18 protein-coding genes are annotated in these 21,348 nt (G+C 58.7%); 1 reads left to right on the top strand and 17 read right to left on the bottom strand.

The genetic code is table 11. From position 1 onward, the window contains the following. Nucleotides 1-5 precede the first annotated feature (5 nt). The 10 genes from NL116_RS08520 to NL116_RS08475 all read right to left on the bottom strand — a co-directional run bounded on the left by NL116_RS08520 (nt 6) and on the right by NL116_RS08475 (nt 10,623). Complete coding sequence (locus NL116_RS08520; protein WP_494376799.1) at nt 6-1,709, bottom strand: ATP-binding SpoIIE family protein phosphatase; 1,704 nt, start codon at nt 1,707-1,709, stop codon at nt 6-8. Between the two features lie 5 nt (nt 1,710-1,714). Then, the gene (locus NL116_RS08515; protein ID WP_494376798.1) at nt 1,715-2,020 is read right to left on the bottom strand and encodes an STAS domain-containing protein; all 306 of its coding nucleotides are present in this window, start codon (nt 2,018-2,020) and stop codon (nt 1,715-1,717) included. Between the two features lie 81 nt (nt 2,021-2,101). Then, nucleotides 2,102-2,551 (bottom strand): flagellar export protein FliJ, encoded by a 450-nt coding sequence (gene fliJ, locus NL116_RS08510; RefSeq protein ID WP_123434038.1) that lies wholly within the window; start codon nt 2,549-2,551, stop codon nt 2,102-2,104. A gap of 6 nt (nt 2,552-2,557) precedes the next feature. Next, entirely contained in the window at nt 2,558-3,916 is a 1,359-nt protein-coding gene (gene fliI, locus NL116_RS08505; protein WP_494376797.1) for a flagellar protein export ATPase FliI, read from the bottom strand. After that, a complete protein-coding gene (gene fliH / locus NL116_RS08500) occupies nt 3,906-4,715 on the bottom strand; it encodes a flagellar assembly protein FliH (RefSeq protein ID WP_494376796.1) in 810 nt (269 codons plus the stop codon). The genes fliI and fliH overlap by 11 nt, the downstream gene beginning before the upstream one ends. A 7-nt stretch (nt 4,716-4,722) precedes the next feature. Then, a complete protein-coding gene (gene fliG / locus NL116_RS08495) occupies nt 4,723-5,742 on the bottom strand; it encodes a flagellar motor switch protein FliG (protein ID WP_007894195.1) in 1,020 nt (339 codons plus the stop codon). Beyond that, a complete protein-coding gene (gene fliF, locus NL116_RS08490) occupies nt 5,735-7,522 on the bottom strand; it encodes a flagellar basal-body MS-ring/collar protein FliF (RefSeq protein WP_494376795.1) in 1,788 nt (595 codons plus the stop codon). Before fliF ends, fliG begins: the two co-directional genes overlap by 8 nt. 14 nt (nt 7,523-7,536) lie before the next feature. Further along, nucleotides 7,537-7,866 (bottom strand): flagellar hook-basal body complex protein FliE, encoded by a 330-nt coding sequence (gene fliE, locus NL116_RS08485; RefSeq protein ID WP_008072611.1) that lies wholly within the window; start codon nt 7,864-7,866, stop codon nt 7,537-7,539. Between the two features lie 160 nt (nt 7,867-8,026). After that, nucleotides 8,027-9,412, bottom strand: coding sequence for a sigma-54-dependent response regulator transcription factor FleR (fleR, locus tag NL116_RS08480; RefSeq protein WP_494378025.1), 1,386 nt, complete (start codon nt 9,410-9,412; stop codon nt 8,027-8,029). Nucleotides 9,413-9,417: 5 nt separating this feature from the next. Next, nucleotides 9,418-10,623 (bottom strand): sensor histidine kinase, encoded by a 1,206-nt coding sequence (locus NL116_RS08475; RefSeq protein WP_494376794.1) that lies wholly within the window; start codon nt 10,621-10,623, stop codon nt 9,418-9,420. Nucleotides 10,624-10,814: 191 nt separating this feature from the next. On the opposite strand from NL116_RS08475, the gene NL116_RS08470 reads away from it, so the two are divergent. Then, on the top strand, nt 10,815-12,020 hold the full coding sequence (locus NL116_RS08470; RefSeq protein ID WP_494373355.1) for an ISL3 family transposase: 1,206 nt from the start codon (nt 10,815-10,817) through the stop codon (nt 12,018-12,020). Nucleotides 12,021-12,060: 40 nt separating this feature from the next. On the opposite strand, the gene NL116_RS08465 is transcribed toward NL116_RS08470, so the two are convergent. From NL116_RS08465 to NL116_RS08435, 7 genes are all read right to left on the bottom strand, one after another. Further along, nucleotides 12,061-15,561: a glycosyltransferase gene (locus NL116_RS08465; protein ID WP_494376793.1), complete on the bottom strand. Its 3,501-nt coding sequence runs from the start codon at nt 15,559-15,561 to the stop codon at nt 12,061-12,063. A gap of 374 nt (nt 15,562-15,935) precedes the next feature. Continuing rightward, a complete protein-coding gene (locus NL116_RS08460) occupies nt 15,936-17,411 on the bottom strand; it encodes a sigma-54 dependent transcriptional regulator (protein WP_494376792.1) in 1,476 nt (491 codons plus the stop codon). Nucleotides 17,412-17,585: 174 nt separating this feature from the next. Beyond that, nucleotides 17,586-17,882 (bottom strand): flagellar protein FliT, encoded by a 297-nt coding sequence (gene fliT / locus NL116_RS08455; RefSeq protein WP_494376791.1) that lies wholly within the window; start codon nt 17,880-17,882, stop codon nt 17,586-17,588. Nucleotides 17,883-17,892: 10 nt separating this feature from the next. Further along, a complete protein-coding gene (gene fliS, locus NL116_RS08450; protein ID WP_494376790.1) occupies nt 17,893-18,288 on the bottom strand; it encodes a flagellar export chaperone FliS in 396 nt (131 codons plus the stop codon). Between the two features lie 133 nt (nt 18,289-18,421). Continuing rightward, on the bottom strand, nt 18,422-19,864 hold the full coding sequence (fliD, locus tag NL116_RS08445) for a flagellar filament capping protein FliD (protein WP_494376789.1): 1,443 nt from the start codon (nt 19,862-19,864) through the stop codon (nt 18,422-18,424). An 83-nt stretch (nt 19,865-19,947) separates the two neighbouring features. Then, nucleotides 19,948-20,250, bottom strand: coding sequence for a flagellar protein FlaG (locus NL116_RS08440; protein WP_494378024.1), 303 nt, complete (start codon nt 20,248-20,250; stop codon nt 19,948-19,950). Nucleotides 20,251-20,376: 126 nt separating this feature from the next. After that, nucleotides 20,377-21,228, bottom strand: coding sequence for a flagellin domain-containing protein (locus tag NL116_RS08435; RefSeq protein ID WP_494376788.1), 852 nt, complete (start codon nt 21,226-21,228; stop codon nt 20,377-20,379). Nucleotides 21,229-21,348: the final 120 nt, after the last annotated feature.

Here is a 21,348-nt window from a genome sequence, read left to right as displayed (position 1 = left end):
GTGAATTATGCCAGAGCCTCCCAGAAAAACTCCACGCGTGCACTACGCCCCTCGTCAGACCAGCTCGCGTTACGGCCCAACTGGCGGACAAGGCTGATGCCTCGACCCGACAGACGGACGCCATCAAGGGGGCGTTCCAGCACTCGCGCCACGTCGAACCCCTTGCCACTGTCTTCAACCCGAACCAACAGACAGCCGCCCTTGCCTTCTGGCGCGACCTGCAAATGCACCCGCACATAACCGTCCTGCAACGCCTCCAACCGCTCATTGCGCTGCTGGTAATAACGAGCAAAACCCGACGCATCGCGCTTGAGGCTTGAGTCCAGCCCGAGCACGCCGTGTTCCAGTGCATTGGAATACAGCTCGGCGAGCACACTGTAGAGCGCGCCGCTTTGAGCCCGCAACCCGTGGACCTCAAGCAACAACTGCAAAAGGTAGGGCAGCGGATTAAACCGCTTGAGGGTCTCGGCGCGAAATTCGAAATTCACCGACCAGTCCAGCGGACAGGACTGACCGCTGTCGGAGTACACCAGCGCTGGCGGGCTCAGTTGCGCCGCCTCCAGCAGGCTGACTTCGACCATGCTCACATCATCGCGGGCCTCACCGCCAAAATCCCGAAGGGCCTGTTCGATGTCCCCGAACAGCGCGTCAGGTTGACGATTGGCTGCAAACACCTGTTGCAACCGGTCCACGCCAAACAACTGCTCATTACCATCGCAGGTGTCGATGACCCCGTCAGACAACAGAAACACTCTATCCCCTAGGGCCATCGGGAATACTTCGGTGCGGTCATCGAAGGTTTGCGGGCTCAGTACACCCAGTGGCAGATGGCGCGCGCTCAGCGGCTTGCGCTCACCCGTAGCGATGGTGTGCAGATAACCGTCCGGCATACCGCCATTCCAGACCTCCACCGAACGTCGCTGAAAGCTCAGACACAGCAAGGTTGCGCAGCAGAACATGTCCACCGGCAGAATGCGTTTGAGCTTGGCGTTCATCTCTCGCAGGGTCTCGGACAAGCCGTAACCCTTGGCAGTCATGCCATAGAAGACTTCCGCCAGCGGCATGGCGCCCACGGCTGCCGGCAAACCATGACCGGTGAAATCCCCCAGCAACACGTGCATGTCGCCGGCCGGGGTGAAGGCAGCCAATAGCAGATCACCGTTGAATAGGGCATAAGGCGATTGCAGGTAGCGAATATTCGGCGCACTCAGGCAGCCGGAATGCGCGACCTTGTCGAAAACCGCCTTGGCCACCCGCTGCTCATTCAGCAAATAGTCATGATGCTTGGCGATCAGGTCGCGCTGCTGCAACACGGTGGCCTGCAAACGGCGCAAGCGATCCATCGCCTTGATCTTGGCGGCCAGGATCACCGGGTTATAGGGCTTTGCCAGAAAATCGTCGCCGCCGGCCTCCAGGCATCGGGCCAGGGCTTCGCTTTCGCTGAGCGAGGTCAGGAAGATAATTGGCACCAGGGTTTCCCCGGCGAGCAGCTTGATCTGCCGCGCCGCCTCGAAACCGTCCATCACCGGCATCATCGCGTCCATCAACACCAGGTGCGGCGGCTGCTGACGAAACGTTTCGACCGCCTCAGCACCATCGGCGGCGGTCAGCACGTTATGGCCCTGGCGGCGGACGATGCTCGACAGCAGCATGCGATCGGCCGCGCTGTCTTCGGCGATGAGAATCGTCAGGGGTTCGAGCGACTGCACGACAGTCAAGTGATGTCGAACAGTTTGTCGAAATTGGAGATGGCGAGGATTTTCCTCACGTCCGAACTGCTATTGACCACGCGAATATCGGGGTTTTCACCCCCGGCGTGATCCCGCAACAGGAGCAGCATGCCCAGCGCGGAGCTGTCGAGGTAGGTGGCGTCCTTCAAGTTCACTTCGAAGGATTTGGGTTTTGGCAGAACGTTTTCGTAGGACTCACGAAATGTCTGATGCTTGTTGAAATCGAATCGTCCCTTGACCGAAATCGTGAGTGTTTTCCCATCCTGGGATACTTCTGCATGGACTGTCATTTAACGGCTTCCTTGTCTTTGGCTAACGTGCTGTACAAGGTTTAGCACTTGGTTGGAAGGGGAGCAAGGTCCGACGATTGTTCAATACGGATCATGTCTGGGCAAGCGCTGCGACAGCTCATCAAGCAATTTCTGCTCGCGCTTGTCTTCCAGCTGCCGTGCCTCGTCCATGTAGCGTTGTACAAGTTTTCGCAAACCTTCAACACGGGCGAACGCCTGCTGCCAGGTATCGCGCGCCTTGTTCAGGTTGTTTTGATGCCAATTCAGGCTCTGCCGCTGCTGATCGATGGCCGTACCGAGTTGCGCCAGGAAGCCCTGATACCCCAGCAACCACTGGCCGGATACGCCACTGCTGCCGCGCACGATCCATTGCTCCTGGTATTCGAGGCGGAAAGCTTCAAGGTCGGCGAGTTTGCTCTCCGCCACACGCACCTGGCCCTGAAAATGCCCGAGGCGCATGACCGCAGCTTTCTCGGCCTTTTCGGCCATCTCCACCACGGGTGCCAGGCGCGCGGCTCGGCTCAGTGCCATGACCGGTTAGCCGCCCGCCGCAGGGGCGAAGATGGTAGCGAGATGATTGACGCTGGCGCCCATGCCGATGTTGTCGTTCAACCCCTGACGCAGGTAAGTGACCATGGCTGGCTGGAGCGAAATCGCAGTGTCGGTTTCACGATCACCGCCTGGCACGTACGCGCCAACGCTGATCAAATCGCGACTCTGCTGATAGCGCGACCAGTACTGTTTGAACATCTGCGCGCGGGCCATGTGTTCCCGGCTGACCACCGACGGCATGACCCGGCTGATGGACGCTTCGATGTCGATGGCCGGGTAGTGACCTTCTTCGGCCAGACGCCGGGACAACACGATGTGGCCGTCGAGCACGCCTCGCGCGGCATCGGCAATCGGGTCCTGCTGGTCATCGCCTTCTGACAACACGGTGTAGAACGCCGTGATCGAACCACCCCCCTTCTCGGCGTTACCGGCGCGCTCCACCAGTTTTGGCAACTTGGCGAATACCGACGGCGGATAACCCTTGGTGGCGGGCGGTTCGCCGATGGCCAAGGCGATTTCCCGCTGGGCCTGGGCGAAACGGGTCAGGGAATCCATGAGCAACAGGACGTTCTTGCCCTTGTCGCGGAAATATTCGGCGATGCGCGTGCAGTACATCGCCGCGCGCAGACGCATCAACGGCGCATCGTCCGCCGGCGACGCCACGACCACCGAACGCTTGAGCCCTTCTTCACCGAGGATGTGCTCGATGAATTCTTTAACCTCACGACCCCGCTCACCAATCAGCCCGACGACGATAATGTCGGCCTCGGTAAAGCGCGTCATCATGCCCAGCAGCACCGATTTACCGACGCCGGTACCGGCGAACAGCCCGAGCCGCTGGCCGCGACCGACCGTCAACAACCCGTTGATCGTACGAATGCCGACGTCCAGCGGTTCGCTGATCGGCTCGCGCTTGAGCGGGTTGATGGTGGGGCCGTCCATCGGCACCCAGTCTTCGGCTTTCATTCCGCCCTTGCCGTCCAGCGCACGACCGGCGCCATCAAGCACCCGACCGAGCATGCTCATGCCCATTGGCAATCGGCCGGTATCGGCCAGTGGAACCACGCGGGCACCGGGCGCAATGCCCGCAACGCTGCCGACGGGCATCAGGAACACTTTGCTGCCGGAGAAGCCCATGACCTCGGCTTCAACCTGCACCGGGTGGTAGCTGTCGTCGTTGATGACCATGCAGCGACTGCCCATGGCCGCGCGCAAACCTTCGGCTTCGAGGGTCAGCCCGACCATACGCAGCAAGCGCCCTTCAAGGATCGGTGCGCCGGCCAGTTCCGTGGCCTCGGCGTAACCGCTCAGGCGTTTGGCGAAGCTGGTGCGGTCAAGGCGCATCAGGGATGTCCAGTTCCGCTTCGACCGGCGCAACAGCAGGCTTTTCATCGACCGGCAGTTCCAGGTGCAGGTCTGGCGCAGACGGATGCAACGCCTGATCGTGCAACTGATCGAGCAGCTTGGCCATGACTTGGGCGATGCGGGTTTCGACGGTGGCGTCGATACGGCTGTGTTCAGTTTCTACTCGGCAACCACCGGGCAACAGCGACTCGTCTTCAACGATGCGCCAGGTTTCTTCGTGGCGTTCGCGCAGGGCTTTGACTTGTTCGAAGTCCTGCGGATTGATGTACAGGCGCACATTGCCCGCGCCCAACGGCAGGAGCTTGAGCGCTTCACGCATAACGTGTTCGATCTGCGTCGAGTCGATGGTCAATTCGCGCTGAATCACCTGTTTGCTGATGTGCTGCACGAGATCGATCATGGATCGCTCAATGAACGTGTCCTGCTCGGCGATAGGCTCGAACAGGTTGACCATCAGTTGCTCAAGACCGGCGATCTTCGGCGTCAGCGCCGCTTCGGCTTCTTGGCGAACCTTGAGCGTGGTGCTGTGGAAACCTTCTTTTTCGCCCACGGCGAAGCCTTCGTTGTAGGCTTCCTGGCGAATCGCTTCGAGTTCTTCGAGGGTCAGCGGCTGGACTTCGTCCAGCGGCACTTCTTCCATCTCCGGCGGCTCGGGCTCAGGTTCTGGCTCGGGTTCCGGGACGAAAGGGTCGAAACTGGGCAGCGCCCAGACGTCGAAACCGGCAACGTGCTTGCCACGAATCAGGTCGGTCTGGGACTCATCATGTTTGGACGACATAGTGACCTTAGATCATCTCTTCGCCGCCCTTCCCGCCGAGAACGATTTCTCCGGCTTCGGCCATACGGCGGGCAATGGTGAGGATTTCTTTCTGCGCGGTTTCCACGTCGCTGACGCGCACCGGGCCTTTGGCCTCGAGGTCGTCGCGCAACAGTTCGGCCGCCCGTTTGGACATGTTCTTGAAGATCTTTTCCTTGACGCCTTCGTCCGAACCCTTGAGGGCCAGCACCAGCACGTCGGAAGACACTTCGCGCAGCAATGCCTGAATCCCGCGGTCGTCGACATCCGACAGGTTGTTGAACACGAACATGAGGTCTTCGATCTGACCGGACAGGTCTTCGTCGACTTCGCGGATCGAGTCCATCAGCTGACCTTCGATCGAGCTGTCGAGGAAGTTCATGATGTCGGCCGCACGCTTGATACCACCCAGGGTGGTGCGCGAGGCATTCGAGTTGCCGGAGAACTGCTTCTCGAGAATCTGGTTGAGTTCTTTCAGGGCCGCTGGCTGCACGGTGTTCAGCGAGGAAACCCGCAGAATGATGTCCAGGCGCACCTTGTGGTCGAAGTTGCCGAGCACTTCGCCGGCCTGATCCGGGTCGAGGTACGCGACCACGATGGCTTGAATCTGTGGGTGCTCATAACGGATCACGTCGGCGACGGCGCGCGGTTCCATCCACTTCAGGCTGTCGAGGCCACTGGTGTTGCCCCCCAGCAGGATGCGGTCGATCAGGCCATTAGCCTTGTCTTCGCCCAATGCCTGGGTCAGCATTTTGCGCACGTAATCGTCGGAGCCGACGCCCAGGCTGGTCTGGTCGCCGACGATGTCGACGAACTCGCTCATCACCTGCTCGACTTGCTCGCGGTGCACGTTGCCCATTTGGGCCATCGCAACACCCACGCGCTGGACCTCTTTAGGCCCCATGTGACGCAACACCTGGGCAGCATCGGTCGAACCGAGGGACAGCAGCAGAATCGCGGCTTTGTCGACCTTGGTCAGTTTGGCGGCAACGGCTCGGTTATCACTCATCTGCGTTAATCCACTCTTTCACGACCTGGGCCACGCGACCCGGGTCTTCTGCCACCAGACTCTTGATTGCATTCAACTGCGCGTCATAGCCTTCGCTCGGGCTCGGCAGCAGGATGCTTTGCGGGCCGCCGAGGCTGACGCGGTCGTTGGCCAGTTCGCCGTCCAGGCCGCCCATGCCACCCAACTCGACGTCGCTGCCGATGCCGGCCAGCTGTTTGCCTTTGCCGCCACCGGTGATGTTGTTGAGCACCGGACGCAGTACGCCGAACACCAGCACCAGGATGAACAACACGCCCAGCACTTGCTTGACGATGTCCCAGAACCACGGTTGCGAGTAGAACGGAATGTCGGCAATCACTTCACCGCGTTCAGCGGAGAACGGCATGTTGATCACACTCACGCTGTCGCCACGGCTGGCGTCGAAACCGACCGCATCCTGCACCAGGCGAGTGAAGCGCGCCAATTCGTCGGCACTCCACGGCGCACGGGTCGTTTCGCCGTTGGCTGCGTTGACCTTGACCTGATCGTCGACCACCACCGACACCGACAGGCGATTCAATCGGCCCTGCTGTTGCTTGGTGTGGCTGATGGAACGGTCGAGCTCAAAGTTCTTGGTGGATTGTTGACGCTTGTCTGCCGGGTACGGCGCCAACATTGGCTGGCCGGTGGCCGGGTCCATGATTTGCTGACCGTTGGCATCGATCAACGGCTGGCCTGGCTGCACCATGCCGGCCGAGGCTGTCGAGCCGCCGGTGGTTTGCGGTGCCGAGGCCGGCGACGGCGGCTGGTTGCTCAGGGCACCCGGCACACCTTGCGGGCCATTGCTGGCGGTGCGTTGTTCATTGACCGACTGCTCGCTGCGCAACGCCGGCTGATCCGGGTTGAACTGCTCGGAGGTCGACTCGACGGCACTGAAATCGACATCGGCAGACACTTCGGCTTTGTAGCGATCGTTGCCCAGCACTGGTTGCAGGATGTTGTGCACACGCTGGGTCAGCATGGTTTCCATGCGACGGCTGTAATCGAATTGCTTGCCGGCCATGGTCAGCTCGGAGTTCTCCGCCTGATCCGACAGCAGGTTGCCCTTCTGGTCGACGACGGTGATCTGCGATTTGCTCAGCTCAGGCACACTGGTCGCGACCAGATTGATGATCGCGATCACCTGACCCGGCTCCAGAGAACGACCGGAATACAGTTCGACCAGAACCGAAGCACTTGGCTTGCGTTCATCACGCACGAACACCGAGCTTTTCGGAATCGCCAGGTGCACGCGAGCACCCTTGACGTTGTTCAGGCTGGAAATGGTCCGCGCCAACTCACCTTCGAGGCCGCGACGATAACGGGTCGCTTCCATGAACTGGCTGGTCCCGAGGCCTTGGTCCTTGTCGAGGATTTCAAAGCCGATATTGCCGTCGCTGGGAGTGACACCAGCCGCCGCGAGTTTCAGTCGCGCACGGGACAGATCATCGGCCTTGACCAACAAGGCACCGGAGTTCGGTTCAACGGTGTAGGAAATATCGGCGGAAGCCAGGGTGTCCATGACCTGCTTGGCGTCCATACCGGCAAGGCTGCCGTACAGCGGCCGGTAGTCCGGCTGCTGCGACCACAGCACCACGGCAAAACCAATCGCCACGCTCGCAGCCAGGCCGACCAACAGGCCTACCTGACGCAACATGGTCATCTCGGAAAGGTTTTCCAGGAAGGACAACCCGAACAGCGGCGGTTTGCCGTCTATTGGGGTGGTCTTGGCCGGAACGTTATCGGCGACTGCTTCTGCCATGACTCAATTCGTCCTTAAACCGGCATCTGCATGATGTCTTGGTAAGCCTGAACCAGCTTGTTGCGCACTTGCGTCAACGCCTGGAAAGACACGCTGGCCTTCTGCGAGGAAATCATCACGTCCGTCAGGTCGACGCCGCTTTTGCCGATCTCGAAGGCACTGGCCAATTGATTGGACGCCTGCTGAGTGTCGTTCACTTTATTGACGGCTTGACCGAGCATGTCGGAAAAGCTGCTGCCACCCAATTCAGGGACTGCGGCAGTCGATTTCGGCGCAGACATGGCATCCATTTGCATGGAACGCATATCCAGCATCAACCGATTAAATTCAATACCTTGGCTCATGATCTACTCTCGTTGGCGACCCGCAATTTTTTGACACTCACTCGGCGGGTACTGAGGTGTTAGCAACAAGGGTGCCAGCTCCATGGCCACGGCAAACAAAAGCCCATCGATCCATGATTCAACCCAAAACCAATGGCGGATGTGTCGAGTGCGTCAACTTTCAGGTGGCGAATAGATACGCTTCCACGTCCATTCCTGCGTCGCGCATTTGCGCCAGCTTGTAGCGCAAGGTACGCGGGCTGATGCCCAGGCGTTCGGCGGCCTCTTTGCGACGGCCACGCTCGGCGCGCAAGGTGTCGATGATCATCTGGAACTCCCGGCGGCGCAGGTCATCGCCCAGCGCGCCAGCCGATTCGGCGTCGACCTCGACAACTCGCAACGGTGCAGCCACCAATGCCGGCAACGGCGCACAGGCCACCGGCCCTGACAGACAGAAATCCTGCGGCTGGATCAGACCACCCTGCTGCAAAATCAAGGCTCGCTGGATCGCATTGTCCAACTCGCGCACGTTGCCCGGCCATGGATAGGCGATCAGGCACGCCTGCGCATCTGGCGATAGCTTCGCCGCTGCATGCTTCATTTTATTGACGTGTTTGGTCAGCAGTCGCTCGGCCAGCGGCAGGATATCGGCGGTGCGCTCGCGCAGCGGACGCCAGGCCAGCGGAAACACCGACAGTCGATAATAAAGATCTTCACGAAAACGCCCCGCCGCCACTTCGCCGGCCAGATCGCGGTTGGTGGTGGCCACGACCCGAATATCCAGCGTAATGGTTTTGCGTGCGCCAACGCGCTCGACTTCACGCTCCTGCAACACCCGCAGCAACTTGGCCTGCAGCCCGAGGGGCATTTCGGAAATCTCATCGAGCAGAATCGTGCCGCCGTCAGCCTGCTCGAATTTGCCGGCCTGGGCGGCGATGGCGCCGGTAAAAGAGCCTTTTTCGTGGCCGAACAGCGTGGCCTCAAGCATGTTGTCGGGGATTGCGGCGCAGTTGATCGCAATAAATGGCTGACCGGCACGATGGGAATGCTGGTGAATGTAGCGGGCCAGCACTTCTTTACCGGTGCCGGATTCGCCAGAGATCAATACCGTGGAATCGCTGCGCGCCACTCGGGCGGCCAACTCCAGCAATTGCGCACTGGCCGGTTCGAACGCAACCGGACCTTCGCCCTCGGCCGTACCAAGATTGCCCAACGCGTGACGTGCGACCAAGTCCAGCAAGGCCTTGGGCTCGAACGGCTTGACCAGATAATCCGCTGCACCCTGGCGCATCGCATCAACCGCCCGCTCGACAGCGCCATGGGCCGTCATCAGCAATACCGGCAATTGCGGCTGCCGCGCCCGCAACATGCCAAGCAACTGGTGCCCGTCCATGCCCGGCATATTGACGTCACTGATCACCAGACTGAACGCCTCGACAGCCACTGCCGCCAACGCCTCCTCTGCCGAACCGACCGCTTTGAAATCGTGACCCGCCAACATCAGCGTATCGGCCAGTGCTTCGCGCAGGGCGCGGTCATCCTCAACCAGTAGAACCTTGATTGCCATGCCTTTCATTCCGCTCCCTGAGCACCAGGTTTGCCACCCGAAAAAAGCGGCAGGACCACCTGCGCACACGTGCCACGCCCCGGCCGCGAGCGCAGTTGCAATTCTCCCTGATGCGCACGCGCCACGGCCTTGACCACGGTCAGGCCCAGGCCGGTTCCGGTGGTCTTGGTGGTAAAAAACGGCTCCCCCAGACGCGCCAGCACCGTGCTGTCGATGCCGCTGCCGCTGTCGCTGACGCACACGCGCAGGTTGTCTTCGCGGGTGTACAAGTGAACCTTCAAACGGATATCGCCGGCACTTGCCTGAATCGCATTTTCGATCAGGTTGAGGATCGCTCCGATCAACGTGTCGCGATTGCACAGCAACTCGCCGGCATGACTGTCGCACTGCCAACGCACCGGCAGGTCCTGAATATGGGTCAGCGCCGCTGCTTGCAGCGATTGCATCAGCTGTTTGGGCGAGACGCGGTCGGTCAGCGGCAACTCGCCGCGAGCGAACACCAGCATGTCGCGTACCTGATGCTCCAGCTCATGCAGACGCTCTTTCAGGCGACCGGCAAACCGCTGCTGTGTAGCGACCGGCAGCTCCTGCTCGGTCAAGTGACTGGCGTACAGCAAAGCGGCCGACAACGGCGTGCGAATCTGATGCGCCAGCGAGGCGACCATTCTCCCCAGGGAAGACAAGCGTTCGTGACGGGCCAGCTGATCTTGCAGATGACGGGTTTCAGTCAGGTCGTTGAGAAGCACCAATTGACCCGGCTCGGCGTCCAGCGAGCGAGTGGCGATCGACAGACGCCGACCGTCCTTGAGCGAGATCTCGTGACCGTCGTCCTTGCGAGGCGCAAAGCATCGGGCGATGACGTGACGCCAGAGTTCGCCTTCGAGCGGCAGACCGAGCAATTCGCACGCCGCCGGGTTGGCTTCACGCACGATGCCTTGGGCATCGATAACGATGACGCCGCCGGGCAGCAGATCGAGGAGATTTTGCAGACGATTGGCCAGTCGTTCTTTTTCCGCCAGCTCTTGCATGCGCTGGGCACTGACCACGGCCAACTCGCCCTTGAGCTCGGTGACCCGGGCTTCGAGCATGCTGTAGGAATCGGTCAGTTGACTCGACATCTGGCTGAACAGCGCAAACGCCTGCTCAAGGCCAAGCCGGCTTGCCAGCTCTATGGACGACGGTTGTCCTGAAGCGTCTGGGACAGGAGACATCTGGGCGGCTTGGGGCATCTCGCTCTCTCGCTAGGCTGACCGTCAGTTAAATGGAACGTTGCGAGGGATGTAGCAATACCCGTGCCTAAAAAAAAGGTTCTTCACGGAATCCCGGGAAACACAGAAACAAGAACGCCGATTTGATTGATGATGTTCGTGCGAGCAAACACATCTAACAAACCGGCGTTCTTATGCGCGATATTAATACTTTCCTTCCTTTTTGGGAGGGCTTTTCTGTCGTCACCATCAAGCCTGATGGCGATGCCCTACAGATCGATCTGACTCCTCACGCCACTCGATTTCCTTCCTGTGGCGGCTGCCAAAAAATCTGTTCAACCACGCATGAGTATTGCGAGCGAGTCATTCGTGATTTGCCCATTCTCGGTCGTGCGGTGCGCCTGAGCGTTTTGCTCCGGCGCGTTGATTGCCGCGATTGCGGCAAACGCATGGAGGCCGTCAGTTGGCTGGATCGCTATGCCCGTATGACACGTCGTCTGGCAGAGGCGGTCATTCAAGCCTGTGAACGCCTTCCCACGTTGCACGTGGCGCAGATGTTTGGGCTGCATTGGGAGACCGTTCGGTTGCTGGAGCGTCGAGCCTTGCAAGCAGCATTGAGCATTTTGCCAAAGGCGCAACCGAGACGTTTGGTGATGGACGAGTTCGCACTGTTCAAAGGTCATCGTTATGCCAGCGTTGTCCTGGATGCGGATACACGGCGGGTGCTGTGGATCGGCGAAGGCCGCAGCCGGGCGGCGGTCAGGCCATTTTTCGAAGAGCTGGGGCCAGAGGGTTGCGCTCGCATCGAAGCGGTGGCGATGGACATGAATACCGCTTTTGATCTGGAGGTTCGTCAGCACTGCCCGCAAGCACGCGTGGTCTACGACCTGTTCCATGTGGTGGCCAAATATGGCCGAGAGGTGATTGATCGGGTGCGCGTCGACGAAGCCAATCGACTGCGTCATGACAAACCGGCCCGAAAGGTCATCAAGCAGGCGCGATGGCTGCTTCTGCGTAATCCGCAGAACCTGAAAACACCGGAACAACAGGTTCGCCTGGGGGATCTGCTGGCGGCTAACCAGGCATTGATGACGGTCTATTTAATGAAGGCCGAACTCAAAACGCTCTGGACGCCGAGTACTGCCTGGAGCTGGAGATCGGCATGGAAGCAATGGCTGCGCCATGCTCATGAAAGCGAAATACCTGCTCTGATCCAGTTTGCCAAACGGCTAAAGGCTTACTGGCGGGGCATCGTGAGCCGGGTTCGCTGGCCGATGCACACCGGTCAGTTGGAAGGAATAAACAATCGAATAAAGGTCATAAAGCGGATGGCTTACGGTTACCGGGATAGCGAGTTCTTCTTTATGAAGATCAAGAGCGTCTTTCCCGGTAATCCGTGATGAACCAAAAAAAAGGCCAGCACACAGGCTGGCCCCTTATTCAATTTGTCAGCCAAGCGTTTCGCCACGCCAACAGGTGTTCGTCCCTGAGCATCCAGTTATCCAGTACCACGCTGCGCAGAGCATCTCCGGCCTTGGCGTTGGCGTCGGGTTCAGCGAGATGTTCGCGAATAGCGGCAATCCAGTCCTTGGGCTTTTTACTGACCCTTGTCACCGGGAAGTCACCGCGATAACAGAGGATGTCCGAGCAGATCACCGGGAAGCCACAGGCGCCGTATTCCAATAGCCGCAAATTACTTTTGCAGGCGTTGAACATGTTGTCTTTCAAAGGAGCCAACGCCAGGTCCAGGTTTAAGCCGGCCAGGCGTGCCGGGTATTTCTCGATGTTCACGCCCCGATGGAATTCGTGAACATAGGGACGCAGTGCCGGTGGGCACATGCCCATAAACACCCATTCCACTTCCCCTGCCAATTCACGCACCACCTCAGCAATGAGTTGCAAGTCATCACCGTGACCCGAGCCGCCCGCCCACCCGACCCGAGGCTTGCGGCCTGGTTGACGGTGGCTGCTCAGACCGCTCCACCACTGGCTTGGCAGGCGGTTCTCTACCACGCGAATATCGGCGCTATACCCTTTCAGTGCGTCGGCCAGCGGCTGCGTCGACACCACCAGCCGATCGCACAGACCCACCGCATTTTTCAGGCGCCTGGCAATGTCTTTGGGAGGCATTTCGTGGCTTGAGTTGCCGGTGGGCACATCGAAAATGTAGTCATCCAGCTCGTAAACCTTGAAGGCCTTGGAGAAGGTCTTGGTGTTCTGCATGAATTCGAGCTGGGGCGTCGTGTATTGCCGCTGGAAGATGATCGTGTCCGGCGCCAGGCGTTCCAACTCTACCGTTTGAAGCCCCCAATCGCTCACCGCGCCCTCGACCAGCCGCGCGGCCTTCATGGCAGCGAAGGGCTGACGCACCCGATAATGTCCGCAGCCGAAAGCGTCGCCTGGGTAGCACAATACGTAAGGCACTGCGCGACTCGCGAATGGCTGCCATCCAGCCTCGCTGCGGGATTCGGCGGCAAAACCGCTGCCCTCCAGAGTCAGGTTGCGGTTATAGGCCGGATCGTTGGCAAGTTGTGGCAGCCAACGCTGGTACATCACTGATTGCTCGCCCTTGAAGCGCTCACGCTTGGCTTCCAGCCTGGTCGTGTCGACCCTGTTTTGGCTCACGTTGGATTCGTGCACGACCACCGCATAGGGTGTCCAGACAATCAATTGTCCGGCCTGGCCGACTTTCAGGCACAGATCTACGTCGTTAAAGCAAACCCCCAGGCCTGCCTCATCCATTCCGCCCACCTGACGGTACAGCTCGGTACGGATCATCAGGCAGGCGGCGGTCACCGCGCTGTAGTTCTGGTCAACCTGCAAACGGTGAAGGTAGCCGTTGGACTGCATCGGGTCGCCGAAGAATGGGTGGTCTGCAACGCCGCGCAAGCCGAGCACCACGCCTGCATGCTGAATAGTCCCGTTGGGGAATAGTAGTTTAGCGCCGACGACCCCCACTTCTGGCCGCTGGGCGTGATGGAGCAGCGCATCAAGCCAGCCTCCATCAATAATTGCGGTGTCATTGTTTAGCAGCACCAGGTAATCGCCACGCGCCTGGCTGACGGCAAAATTGTTGATCGCCGAATAATTGAATGGGTGAGGATAACGAAGGATGCGCACCTTGGGGTTGTTCAAGCGCTCCATACCGCTGAACCAATCCCGGGCTTCGGCGGTTTCGCTGTTGTTGTCGATGATGATCAGTTCGTAATTCGTGTAGCGGGTTTTCTCCATGATGCTTTCGATGCAGCGGATCAGCATCGGCAGGCAGTCCTTGGTGGGCACAAGGATGGAGACCAGCGGCTGCGCGGTGTGCTGATAAACCACGCGGTTGACCATCGGCAAAGGTCCTGCGCGCAGTTCATGAGCCACCCCCAGGCGCTGCAAGTGCGCCTCAACGATAGCCGCGGAGTGCGCGATGACTTGGGGTTCACCGAGCCACTGACCGAAGTCGATAGTCTGGTGCACCAGCACATCAGCGAGGTGGCCGACAGTGCCCAGCCCATGAGTTTCAACCAGCCGAAAGAGCAGGTCATGGGGCGCCAGTTCGGCGAAGGCAGGATCAAAGCCATTATCAGCCAGCACGGCCTCGCGACTGAAGGCCAGGGTCCGGCCGACATACGGGTAACTGCGCAACAGATCCAGGTTCAAGTCAGGCTTGAATACAGGGCCCTGGCAGCCGGTTACGGTCAGCGAGTCTTCATCGCTGTAGCAAGCGCTGATGCCGGGGTTCAGGGCGACGCCTTCGGCGAGCAACAGCAGCGCGTGGGGATCGAGGTGGTCGCCGCCCCGCAACAGGTAGCACCAATCGACCTGGATGCTCTGCAACAGCTCATTGAGCTGGCTCGGCCAGGATTCAGCCAGCGGCAGCCACACCAGATTGTCGGCTGGCGTCACCCCTACCGGCTCGGCATCGGACAGCACTACGATGGCCGCCGCCCCATAAAGCTGGCGGTCGATGCTTTCCAGGCTGGAACGCAACAATGCTATGTCACCGGTAGTATCGGTCAACACCACCATCACGTCCGGTTGCAGCGGCCAGCTCGCAAGACGCGCCGGTAAATTTTCCAGCTCGGCGGCAGCCAGTTGCCGGGTGTCCAGCCAGCGTCGATACAGGTCGATATTTCGCTGCTGTTGGCCGGCATTCGCTAGCACGCCGAAAAAGCGTTCCAAGGCGTGCGCCAAGGTGCCCTCAGGCTGGCCGCGTTCGGTTTCGAAGTCTTTGCCCGTCAGGTGCAGCCGCGCCAGGGGAGCCAACGCTTCGGTGCGCATGAAGAACATAGTGCCGGCAAAAAAATGCGCCTCGTCGATTCCTCGTGCGTCAAAACCGGCGCGCTCGGACAGCGAAACCAGGCGTGTGCGGGTGCTTTCATCAAGGTTTTGAGTGATCGGCAGCCAGTACTTCTCGGTGCCAAGCAGTGGATGGCGCGCCGGGTCGGCAAGGTGCTCTATCGATTGGCGGAAGCGTACAGGGTTAAGCAGGTCATCAAAAAGGTCATGGGCCGAGGCGTTCGCCACGTCCACGCGCGCCGGGTGCTCGGTATGCAGCTTGACCAGTGTGTGAATGTTATCGGCACGCAGAAACGGCAGCACCTGAAGGAATGGCAAAACATCCCTCCCATGGTTGGGCACCCGGTACAGCGAATAACTCAGCCCGCTGGCCGCCAGCTGAGCACCTACCGTATCGTCACGGCCAGCGACGCAGGTTACGTAGAGGTGAAGGCGCTCATGCAGGCTAATCAAACGGACCAGTATATCTCGCAGCACATCGGCGTGGTACGCATGGATGACCACGCCAACTGGCGACTCGCCGTCTTCGAAAGATGGCTGCTGCGCGACCAGCACTTCACACGCCTCGACGAGTCGATCTGCACTGCCAAGTGCATGGACAGGCCGGGGTTTCGACGCCAGGCAAGCACCTTGGACGGAGGGGGTATTTGTCATGCTCACACCAATTGAATAAGGGGCGAAGGTCGAACTCGCTGAGACAGCCTTCACGGCCGAGGCGATCGCAGGTATCCGCTTTAACGAGGGCAGCACGTGAAAATGCCCCGGCATACAACCGTCAATGAAATGTTGTTCATTACTGATCAAAGGAGGCTAAGCAGGAAGCGTTCCACTCTAAGCATCGGCGCCAGTGGTGGGCTGGCGGGTGATTACAGCCGGATCATCAAGCCTTGATCGCGGATTTGCAGGCAAAGAGATGCCCATCGTTACCGGCTTAGAGGGTTTTTATGAAGTGTGAGGGCGTCTTTTCCGGCAATCCGTGCGGAGCCGGAAAAAACGCCTGTCGATGAGCGGGGTTGAAAAAACAGGCGTCAATCCTCCGCCTGTTCATCTCCATCGCGACGACTCATACCGTACTTGCGCATCTTTTCCACCAGCGTGGTGCGACGAATGCGCAGACGCTCGGCGGCGCGCGCGACGATGCCATGGGCATCATCCAGTGCCTGCTGAATCAGCCCCTGTTCCAGACCACCGAGGTAGTCCTTCAGGTCCAGGCCTTCGGGCGGCAGCATGGCATTGGCGGCGAAGTCCGGGGTGTGACCGTTGATGGCCACTCGTTCTTCCAGATCGCTGCGCAGGCTGTCGACCAATTGCTCGTCTTCGTCATCGACGTAGCGGAATTTCTTCGGCAACTCGACCACGCCAATCACCCCGTAGGGATGCATGATCGCCATGCGCTCCACCAGGTTGGCAAGTTCGCGAACGTTGCCCGGCCAGCCGTGACGGCACAGCGACATGATCGCGGCGGAGTTGAAACGGATCGAACCGCGTTTCTCGTGCTCCATGCGCGAGATCAACTCGTTCATCAGCAACGGGATGTCTTCGACGCGCTCGCGCAACGGCGCCATCTCGATCGGGAACACGTTCAGGCGGTAGTACAAGTCTTCGCGGAAGGTGCCAATCTCGATCATGCTTTCGAGATTCTTGTGGGTCGCCGCAATGATGCGCACGTCGACGCTTTGGGTCTTGTTGCTGCCCACACGCTCGAACGTGCGCTCCTGCAGTACGCGCAGCAGCTTGACCTGCATCGGCAGCGGCATGTCGCCGATTTCATCAAGGAACAGCGTACCGCCGTTAGCCAGTTCGAAACGTCCGGCACGACTGGTGATCGCCCCGGTAAAGGCGCCCTTCTCGTGGCCGAACAATTCGCTTTCCAGCAACTCGGCCGGGATCGCCCCGCAGTTGACCGGCACGAACGGCGCGTCACGACGCTTGGAGTGGTAGTGCAAGTTGCGCGCAACCACTTCCTTGCCAGTACCGGACTCACCAAGGATCAGTACGCTGGCGTCGGTGTCAGCCACTTGTTGCATCATCTGACGCACGTGCTGGATCGCCCGGCTGGTGCCGACAAGGCTGCGGAACAGGTTGGGTTCACGGTGACGACCGCGCTCGCGGGCCTGGTCGTACATCTCGCGATAGACCTGGGCACGGTGCAGGGAGTCGAGCAGTTTGCTGTAGCTGGGCGGCATTTCGAGGGTCGACAGCACTCGGCGACGCTGGTCTTCAGGCAGGTCAATGGAAGAATTATCGCCCATTAACAAAACCGGAAGGAACTCATCCCAGGTTGCGAGTGTCTTTAACAAGCCCGTAAGTGCGCCAGGAGCATTGACCGTCCCAATAAGGACACAGATCACTTCACGACTTGATGACAAAGAGCCGACAGCCTGCTGCCAGTCATGGCTTCCGCAGGGTAAATTTTCTTCACCGAGAAAATTTAAAATCACCGCCAGGTCACGGCGGCGGACGCTATCGTCATCAATCAGCAGAATTTTGGTTTCACGCCACATGCAATAGCAACTTCCCTAGTCAACTCAATGCCCAAAAATGATGGGGCAAGCTAGACGCTTGCAGACACATTCTGCCTGTACACGCCTGAAATCTGTAACCAGCCACTAGTTAAGTCAAAAAACCGTGCACAGTCAAATTTATGGCGCACTATGTTTGGATTAACCGAGGATTAATTAACCAAACAGATGGTAAACCTTTGCCGCGTTCTGTGCTTGATGGATCTGCGACATCTCGTCGACTATCGCTTGCCTCTCCCCCGTCGCCGCCTCGAGCAATTGCTTATACACCCATAGCAACTCCTCAAGGTTGTTGCGCAACGCGGCCTCGTCCACTGATGCCTCACTCAAAACGTCTTCCATGCAGGAACGGCACGCCAGGTCCAACTCACCGATGGCCTCCCAGTTTCGCTCGGCCAATGCACCGACCAGGGCGTCGCGGGTGTGTTCGATTCGCTGCAATACAAGACTCATGGTGATCTCCTTAAAACTGCGGGCCAGCAGGGGCGATGCCATCCCAGCCGTCTTTGACAGTGCGAAGCAAGTCGGAGACTTCGTCGAGAATCGCCGGATCGGTATTGACGTTCGCCTCAGCCAGACGCTTCATCATGTACATGTAAAGATTGTCCAGCCTCTCTACTTCATCCGCCTTGTTCTCGAGGTCAAGACCTTCACGCAAGCCGCCAATGATACCTATGGCCTTGCTGATCAAGACACCTTTACCCGGCGTATCTTTACGCTCAATAGCGCCTTTGGCCTGAGCAATACGGTCCAGCCCACCCTCCATCAGCATCTGCACCAAGCGGTACGGACTGGCTTCGGAGACTTGAGCCTGCGCTCCAACTTTCTGATATTGCCGAAGGGCCAACATCGGATTCATGTTTTTACCTCATCATACCGCTAGGGCTTACCTAACCAATATATCGTCAACGAGTCAAAAAACTTTAAAGCAAAAGACAAAAACCCGGCGCGCTTAAAACGCAGCCGGGTTTTTTGTGCCATTAATTTAACGATCAGGCTTTGGCTTGAGCATTCATGGTGTCAAAGAACGACGTAATATTGCTCGCCGTCGCCTTCATCTGTCCGACTAACAGGTCCATCGCGTTGTACTTGGCGGTCAACGTTGCCGTCATCTTGGTAATACGCAAGTCCAGTGCTACCTGCTGAGTACTCAGGTCGCTTTTCTGTTTGTTCAGGCTGGTATTACGCTGATCCAGGATGCCGCCAGTCTGCGCGTACGGAGTAATCGCCGTCTTCATTCGGGCCAGCAGACCGTTCGTGCTGTTCGTACCGGTGAACAGTGTTTGCACCTGACTGCCCAGCGACTTGTCTTTCATAGCCGTGGTGAACTTGGCGGAATCAAAGTTCAGCGTACCGGCCTTCTGATCGGTGGTGATACCCAATTGGGCCAGCACCGACAATTGTCCGCCAGGGCCCGGGGTGGTCAGTTCTTTGCGGATATCGGCAATCAACGCGCGCGGCAGCGAATCACCGGTCATTGGCGCAGAGACCGTCAGCTTGCCATCTTTATCGGCAGTGGCCTGAGTCAGCGAGTTAACCGTTTTCACCAACGTGTTGTAGGCATCGACAAATGACTGAATCGAAGTCTGCAAACCAGTCGTGTTGGTCGCTACGGTTACCGTCGAAGTGCCCGCCGCTACCAGGGTCATGCTCAAGCCGCTCACGGCCGAGGTGACGGTGTTGGTTTTGCTGGTTACCGCCAGGCCATCAATCGTCAGGCTTGCATCAGCGGCCAACGCACCAATGGAACCGGCACTGGCCGGATCAGGCAGGGTCTGCCCCGGGTTTGCAGGATCGGGGATAGTCCCCATCAGCTGCGTGCCGTCGATGTTCAGACCCGCAATGCCACTGACGACAAGGTCCGAGCCCTTGCCGGTCGTGGTCGACCCGATCACCAGGCGCGAGCCAGTGCTGTCGGTGACGATGTTAGCCGAAATACCTTGTGCACTCAGCGTGGTGTTGATCGCATCACGCGTAGTTTGCAACGTCGCGCCAGCAGGTATGGCCACGTTGTAGCCAGTGCCATTTTGACTGATGGTCAAAGTACCAGTCGGAATGGCACTGCTCGCACCGCCTGCAAAAGAAGCACTGGCAACTTTGGAACCGGTAGCCAGGTTGTTGACTTTAATGGTGTAAGTGCCATTGACGGCGGTGTTGTCAGACGTCGTGGTCAAGACTGACGCTGCCGACGAAGTTGCGGCAAAACCACTGAACGCAGGGCTGGTCACACTGCTCAGCTTGTCCATGGCGGTCTGAAAGGCGGCCAGAGCACCTTTGAGCGTGCCGACACCCGAAATTTTCGATGTGTTGAGAGTGGTCTGGGTTTTGATCTGGTTCTGTTTGGCAGAACTGTCGGCGTTGACCAAAGCGGTAACGATCGCACTGATCTCCAGGTTGGAGCCAAGGCCCGTACCCGGTGTAATTGGACTTGCCATGTACATCTCCCTTAATGTCTGCCGCCGGCCTTTTGACCGGTCACGCCGTCACATCAACGCATAAACACGATTCATGCCAGCTATCAGGCTTTGGCATCAAACAGAACATTGCTCGCAGTGCTCAAACTCTCCGCCAGCTTCAAAACTACTTCGGAAGGGATCTGTCGCACCACTTCACCGGATTCCGTGGCAATCACTTTCACAACCACTTTTCCGGACGCGTCATCAATCGAGAACTCCAGATTACGCTTGATCGACTGGACGAATTTCTCGATCTCCTGCACGGCCAACTTCAGTTTGTCCGGATCCGAGTCTTTGCTTTCAGCCTCCGGTGGAACGCGTTCGCTGGCGCCGTGAGACAGGCCTGCCTGTTGAGCAACCGCCATGTTCGACTGTTGAGCAGCCAGGTAAGACAAGTTCAGCTTTACGCTCATGTCCATATCCATCACTCCTGAAGCTAAAAAGCGAGAGAGCACGACAAGCGCACTCCCCCGCTAAAACTCAACCGAAAATTACTGAAGCAGCTTCAGTACAGCGGAAGGCAACTGGTTGGCTTGAGCCAGAACAGCGGTGGAAGCTTGTTGCAGAGTCTGCTGTTTGGTCAGGTTGGCCGTTTCAGCAGCGAAGTCAGTGTCTTGTACGCGACCCAGTGCAGCGGTGGCGTTTTCGTTGACGTTCTGCAGGTTGGAGATGGTGCTGGTCAGACGGTTTTGCGAAGCACCGAGGTTGGCGCGAACGGCGTTGACCGTGTCCAGAGCTTTGTCGATCGCGGTGATTGCACCGTCGATTGCCGAGAAAGCTGCAGCACTGGTAGCACCAGTCAGAACAGTAGTACCCGAACCTACGGACAAGCTGGAAGCGGCGAAGCTGCTGCTCAGGGTCAGGGAGATCTGGTTAGCAGTACCGGTGTTGGAACCTACTTGCAGAACCATGGTGCCAGCAGAACCGTCCAGCAGGTTTTTGCCGTTCAGGTTGGTGCTCTGGGCGATACGAGTCAGTTCATCAGACAGCTGAGTGAATTCGGCGTTGGTCGCGGTACGGTCAGCAGTGATGTTGGTACCGTTACGCGCCTGAACAGCCAGTTCACGCATACGTTGCAGAATGTTGGTGGTCTCTTGCAGAGCGCCTTCAGCGGTCTGAGCCATCGAGATACCGTCGTTGGCGTTTTTGATGGCTACGGTCTGACCACGGATCTGGCTGGTCATACGAGTAGCGATCTGCAGGCCGGCGGCGTCGTCTTTAGCGCTGTTGATTTTCAGGCCGGAAGACAGGCGAGTCATGGAGGTAGACAGAGCGTCCGATGCACGACCCAGGTTCTTTTGAACGGACAGGGATGCAACGTTAGTGTTTACGCCTAATGGCATGATGAATTCCTCGTTGGTTGGGTACTGGCTTCCGGCCCTGGCAACCGCCGGGTATGGCCTAGAGAACCTTCGTAGTAGTTATCGTCGCGATTGCAGGTTGCTTGAGGGCTTTTTTGAAAA

The organism is Pseudomonas sp. FBCC-B1667 (assembly GCF_059133255.1).
Note: the sequence above shows the minus strand (reverse complement) of the source record. Positions and strands in the feature narration are given on the sequence as shown.

Bases quoted from the DNA above. Each gene is read 5' to 3' on its own strand.
- NL116_RS08515 (WP_494376798.1), bottom strand. From the start codon at position 2,020: ATGACAGTCCATGCAGAAGTATCCCAGGATGGGAAAACACTCACGATT.
- fliJ (WP_123434038.1), bottom strand. From the start codon at position 2,551: ATGGCACTGAGCCGAGCCGCGCGCCTGGCACCCGTGGTGGAGATGGCC.
- fliI (WP_494376797.1), bottom strand. From the start codon at position 3,916: ATGCGCCTTGACCGCACCAGCTTCGCCAAACGCCTGAGCGGTTACGCC.
- fliH (WP_494376796.1), bottom strand. From the start codon at position 4,715: ATGTCGTCCAAACATGATGAGTCCCAGACCGACCTGATTCGTGGCAAG.
- fliG (WP_007894195.1), bottom strand. From the start codon at position 5,742: ATGAGTGATAACCGAGCCGTTGCCGCCAAACTGACCAAGGTCGACAAA.
- fliF (WP_494376795.1), bottom strand. From the start codon at position 7,522: ATGGCAGAAGCAGTCGCCGATAACGTTCCGGCCAAGACCACCCCAATA.
- fliE (WP_008072611.1), bottom strand. From the start codon at position 7,866: ATGAGCCAAGGTATTGAATTTAATCGGTTGATGCTGGATATGCGTTCC.
- fleR (WP_494378025.1), bottom strand. From the start codon at position 9,412: ATGGCAATCAAGGTTCTACTGGTTGAGGATGACCGCGCCCTGCGCGAA.
- NL116_RS08475 (WP_494376794.1), bottom strand. From the start codon at position 10,623: ATGTCTCCTGTCCCAGACGCTTCAGGACAACCGTCGTCCATAGAGCTG.
- NL116_RS08470 (WP_494373355.1), top strand. From the start codon at position 10,815: ATGCGCGATATTAATACTTTCCTTCCTTTTTGGGAGGGCTTTTCTGTC.
- NL116_RS08465 (WP_494376793.1), bottom strand. From the start codon at position 15,561: ATGACAAATACCCCCTCCGTCCAAGGTGCTTGCCTGGCGTCGAAACCC.
- NL116_RS08460 (WP_494376792.1), bottom strand. From the start codon at position 17,411: ATGTGGCGTGAAACCAAAATTCTGCTGATTGATGACGATAGCGTCCGC.
- fliT (WP_494376791.1), bottom strand. From the start codon at position 17,882: ATGAGTCTTGTATTGCAGCGAATCGAACACACCCGCGACGCCCTGGTC.
- fliS (WP_494376790.1), bottom strand. From the start codon at position 18,288: ATGAATCCGATGTTGGCCCTTCGGCAATATCAGAAAGTTGGAGCGCAG.
- fliD (WP_494376789.1), bottom strand. From the start codon at position 19,864: ATGGCAAGTCCAATTACACCGGGTACGGGCCTTGGCTCCAACCTGGAG.
- NL116_RS08440 (WP_494378024.1), bottom strand. From the start codon at position 20,250: ATGGCGGTTGCTCAACAGGCAGGCCTGTCTCACGGCGCCAGCGAACGC.
- NL116_RS08435 (WP_494376788.1), bottom strand. From the start codon at position 21,228: ATGCCATTAGGCGTAAACACTAACGTTGCATCCCTGTCCGTTCAAAAG.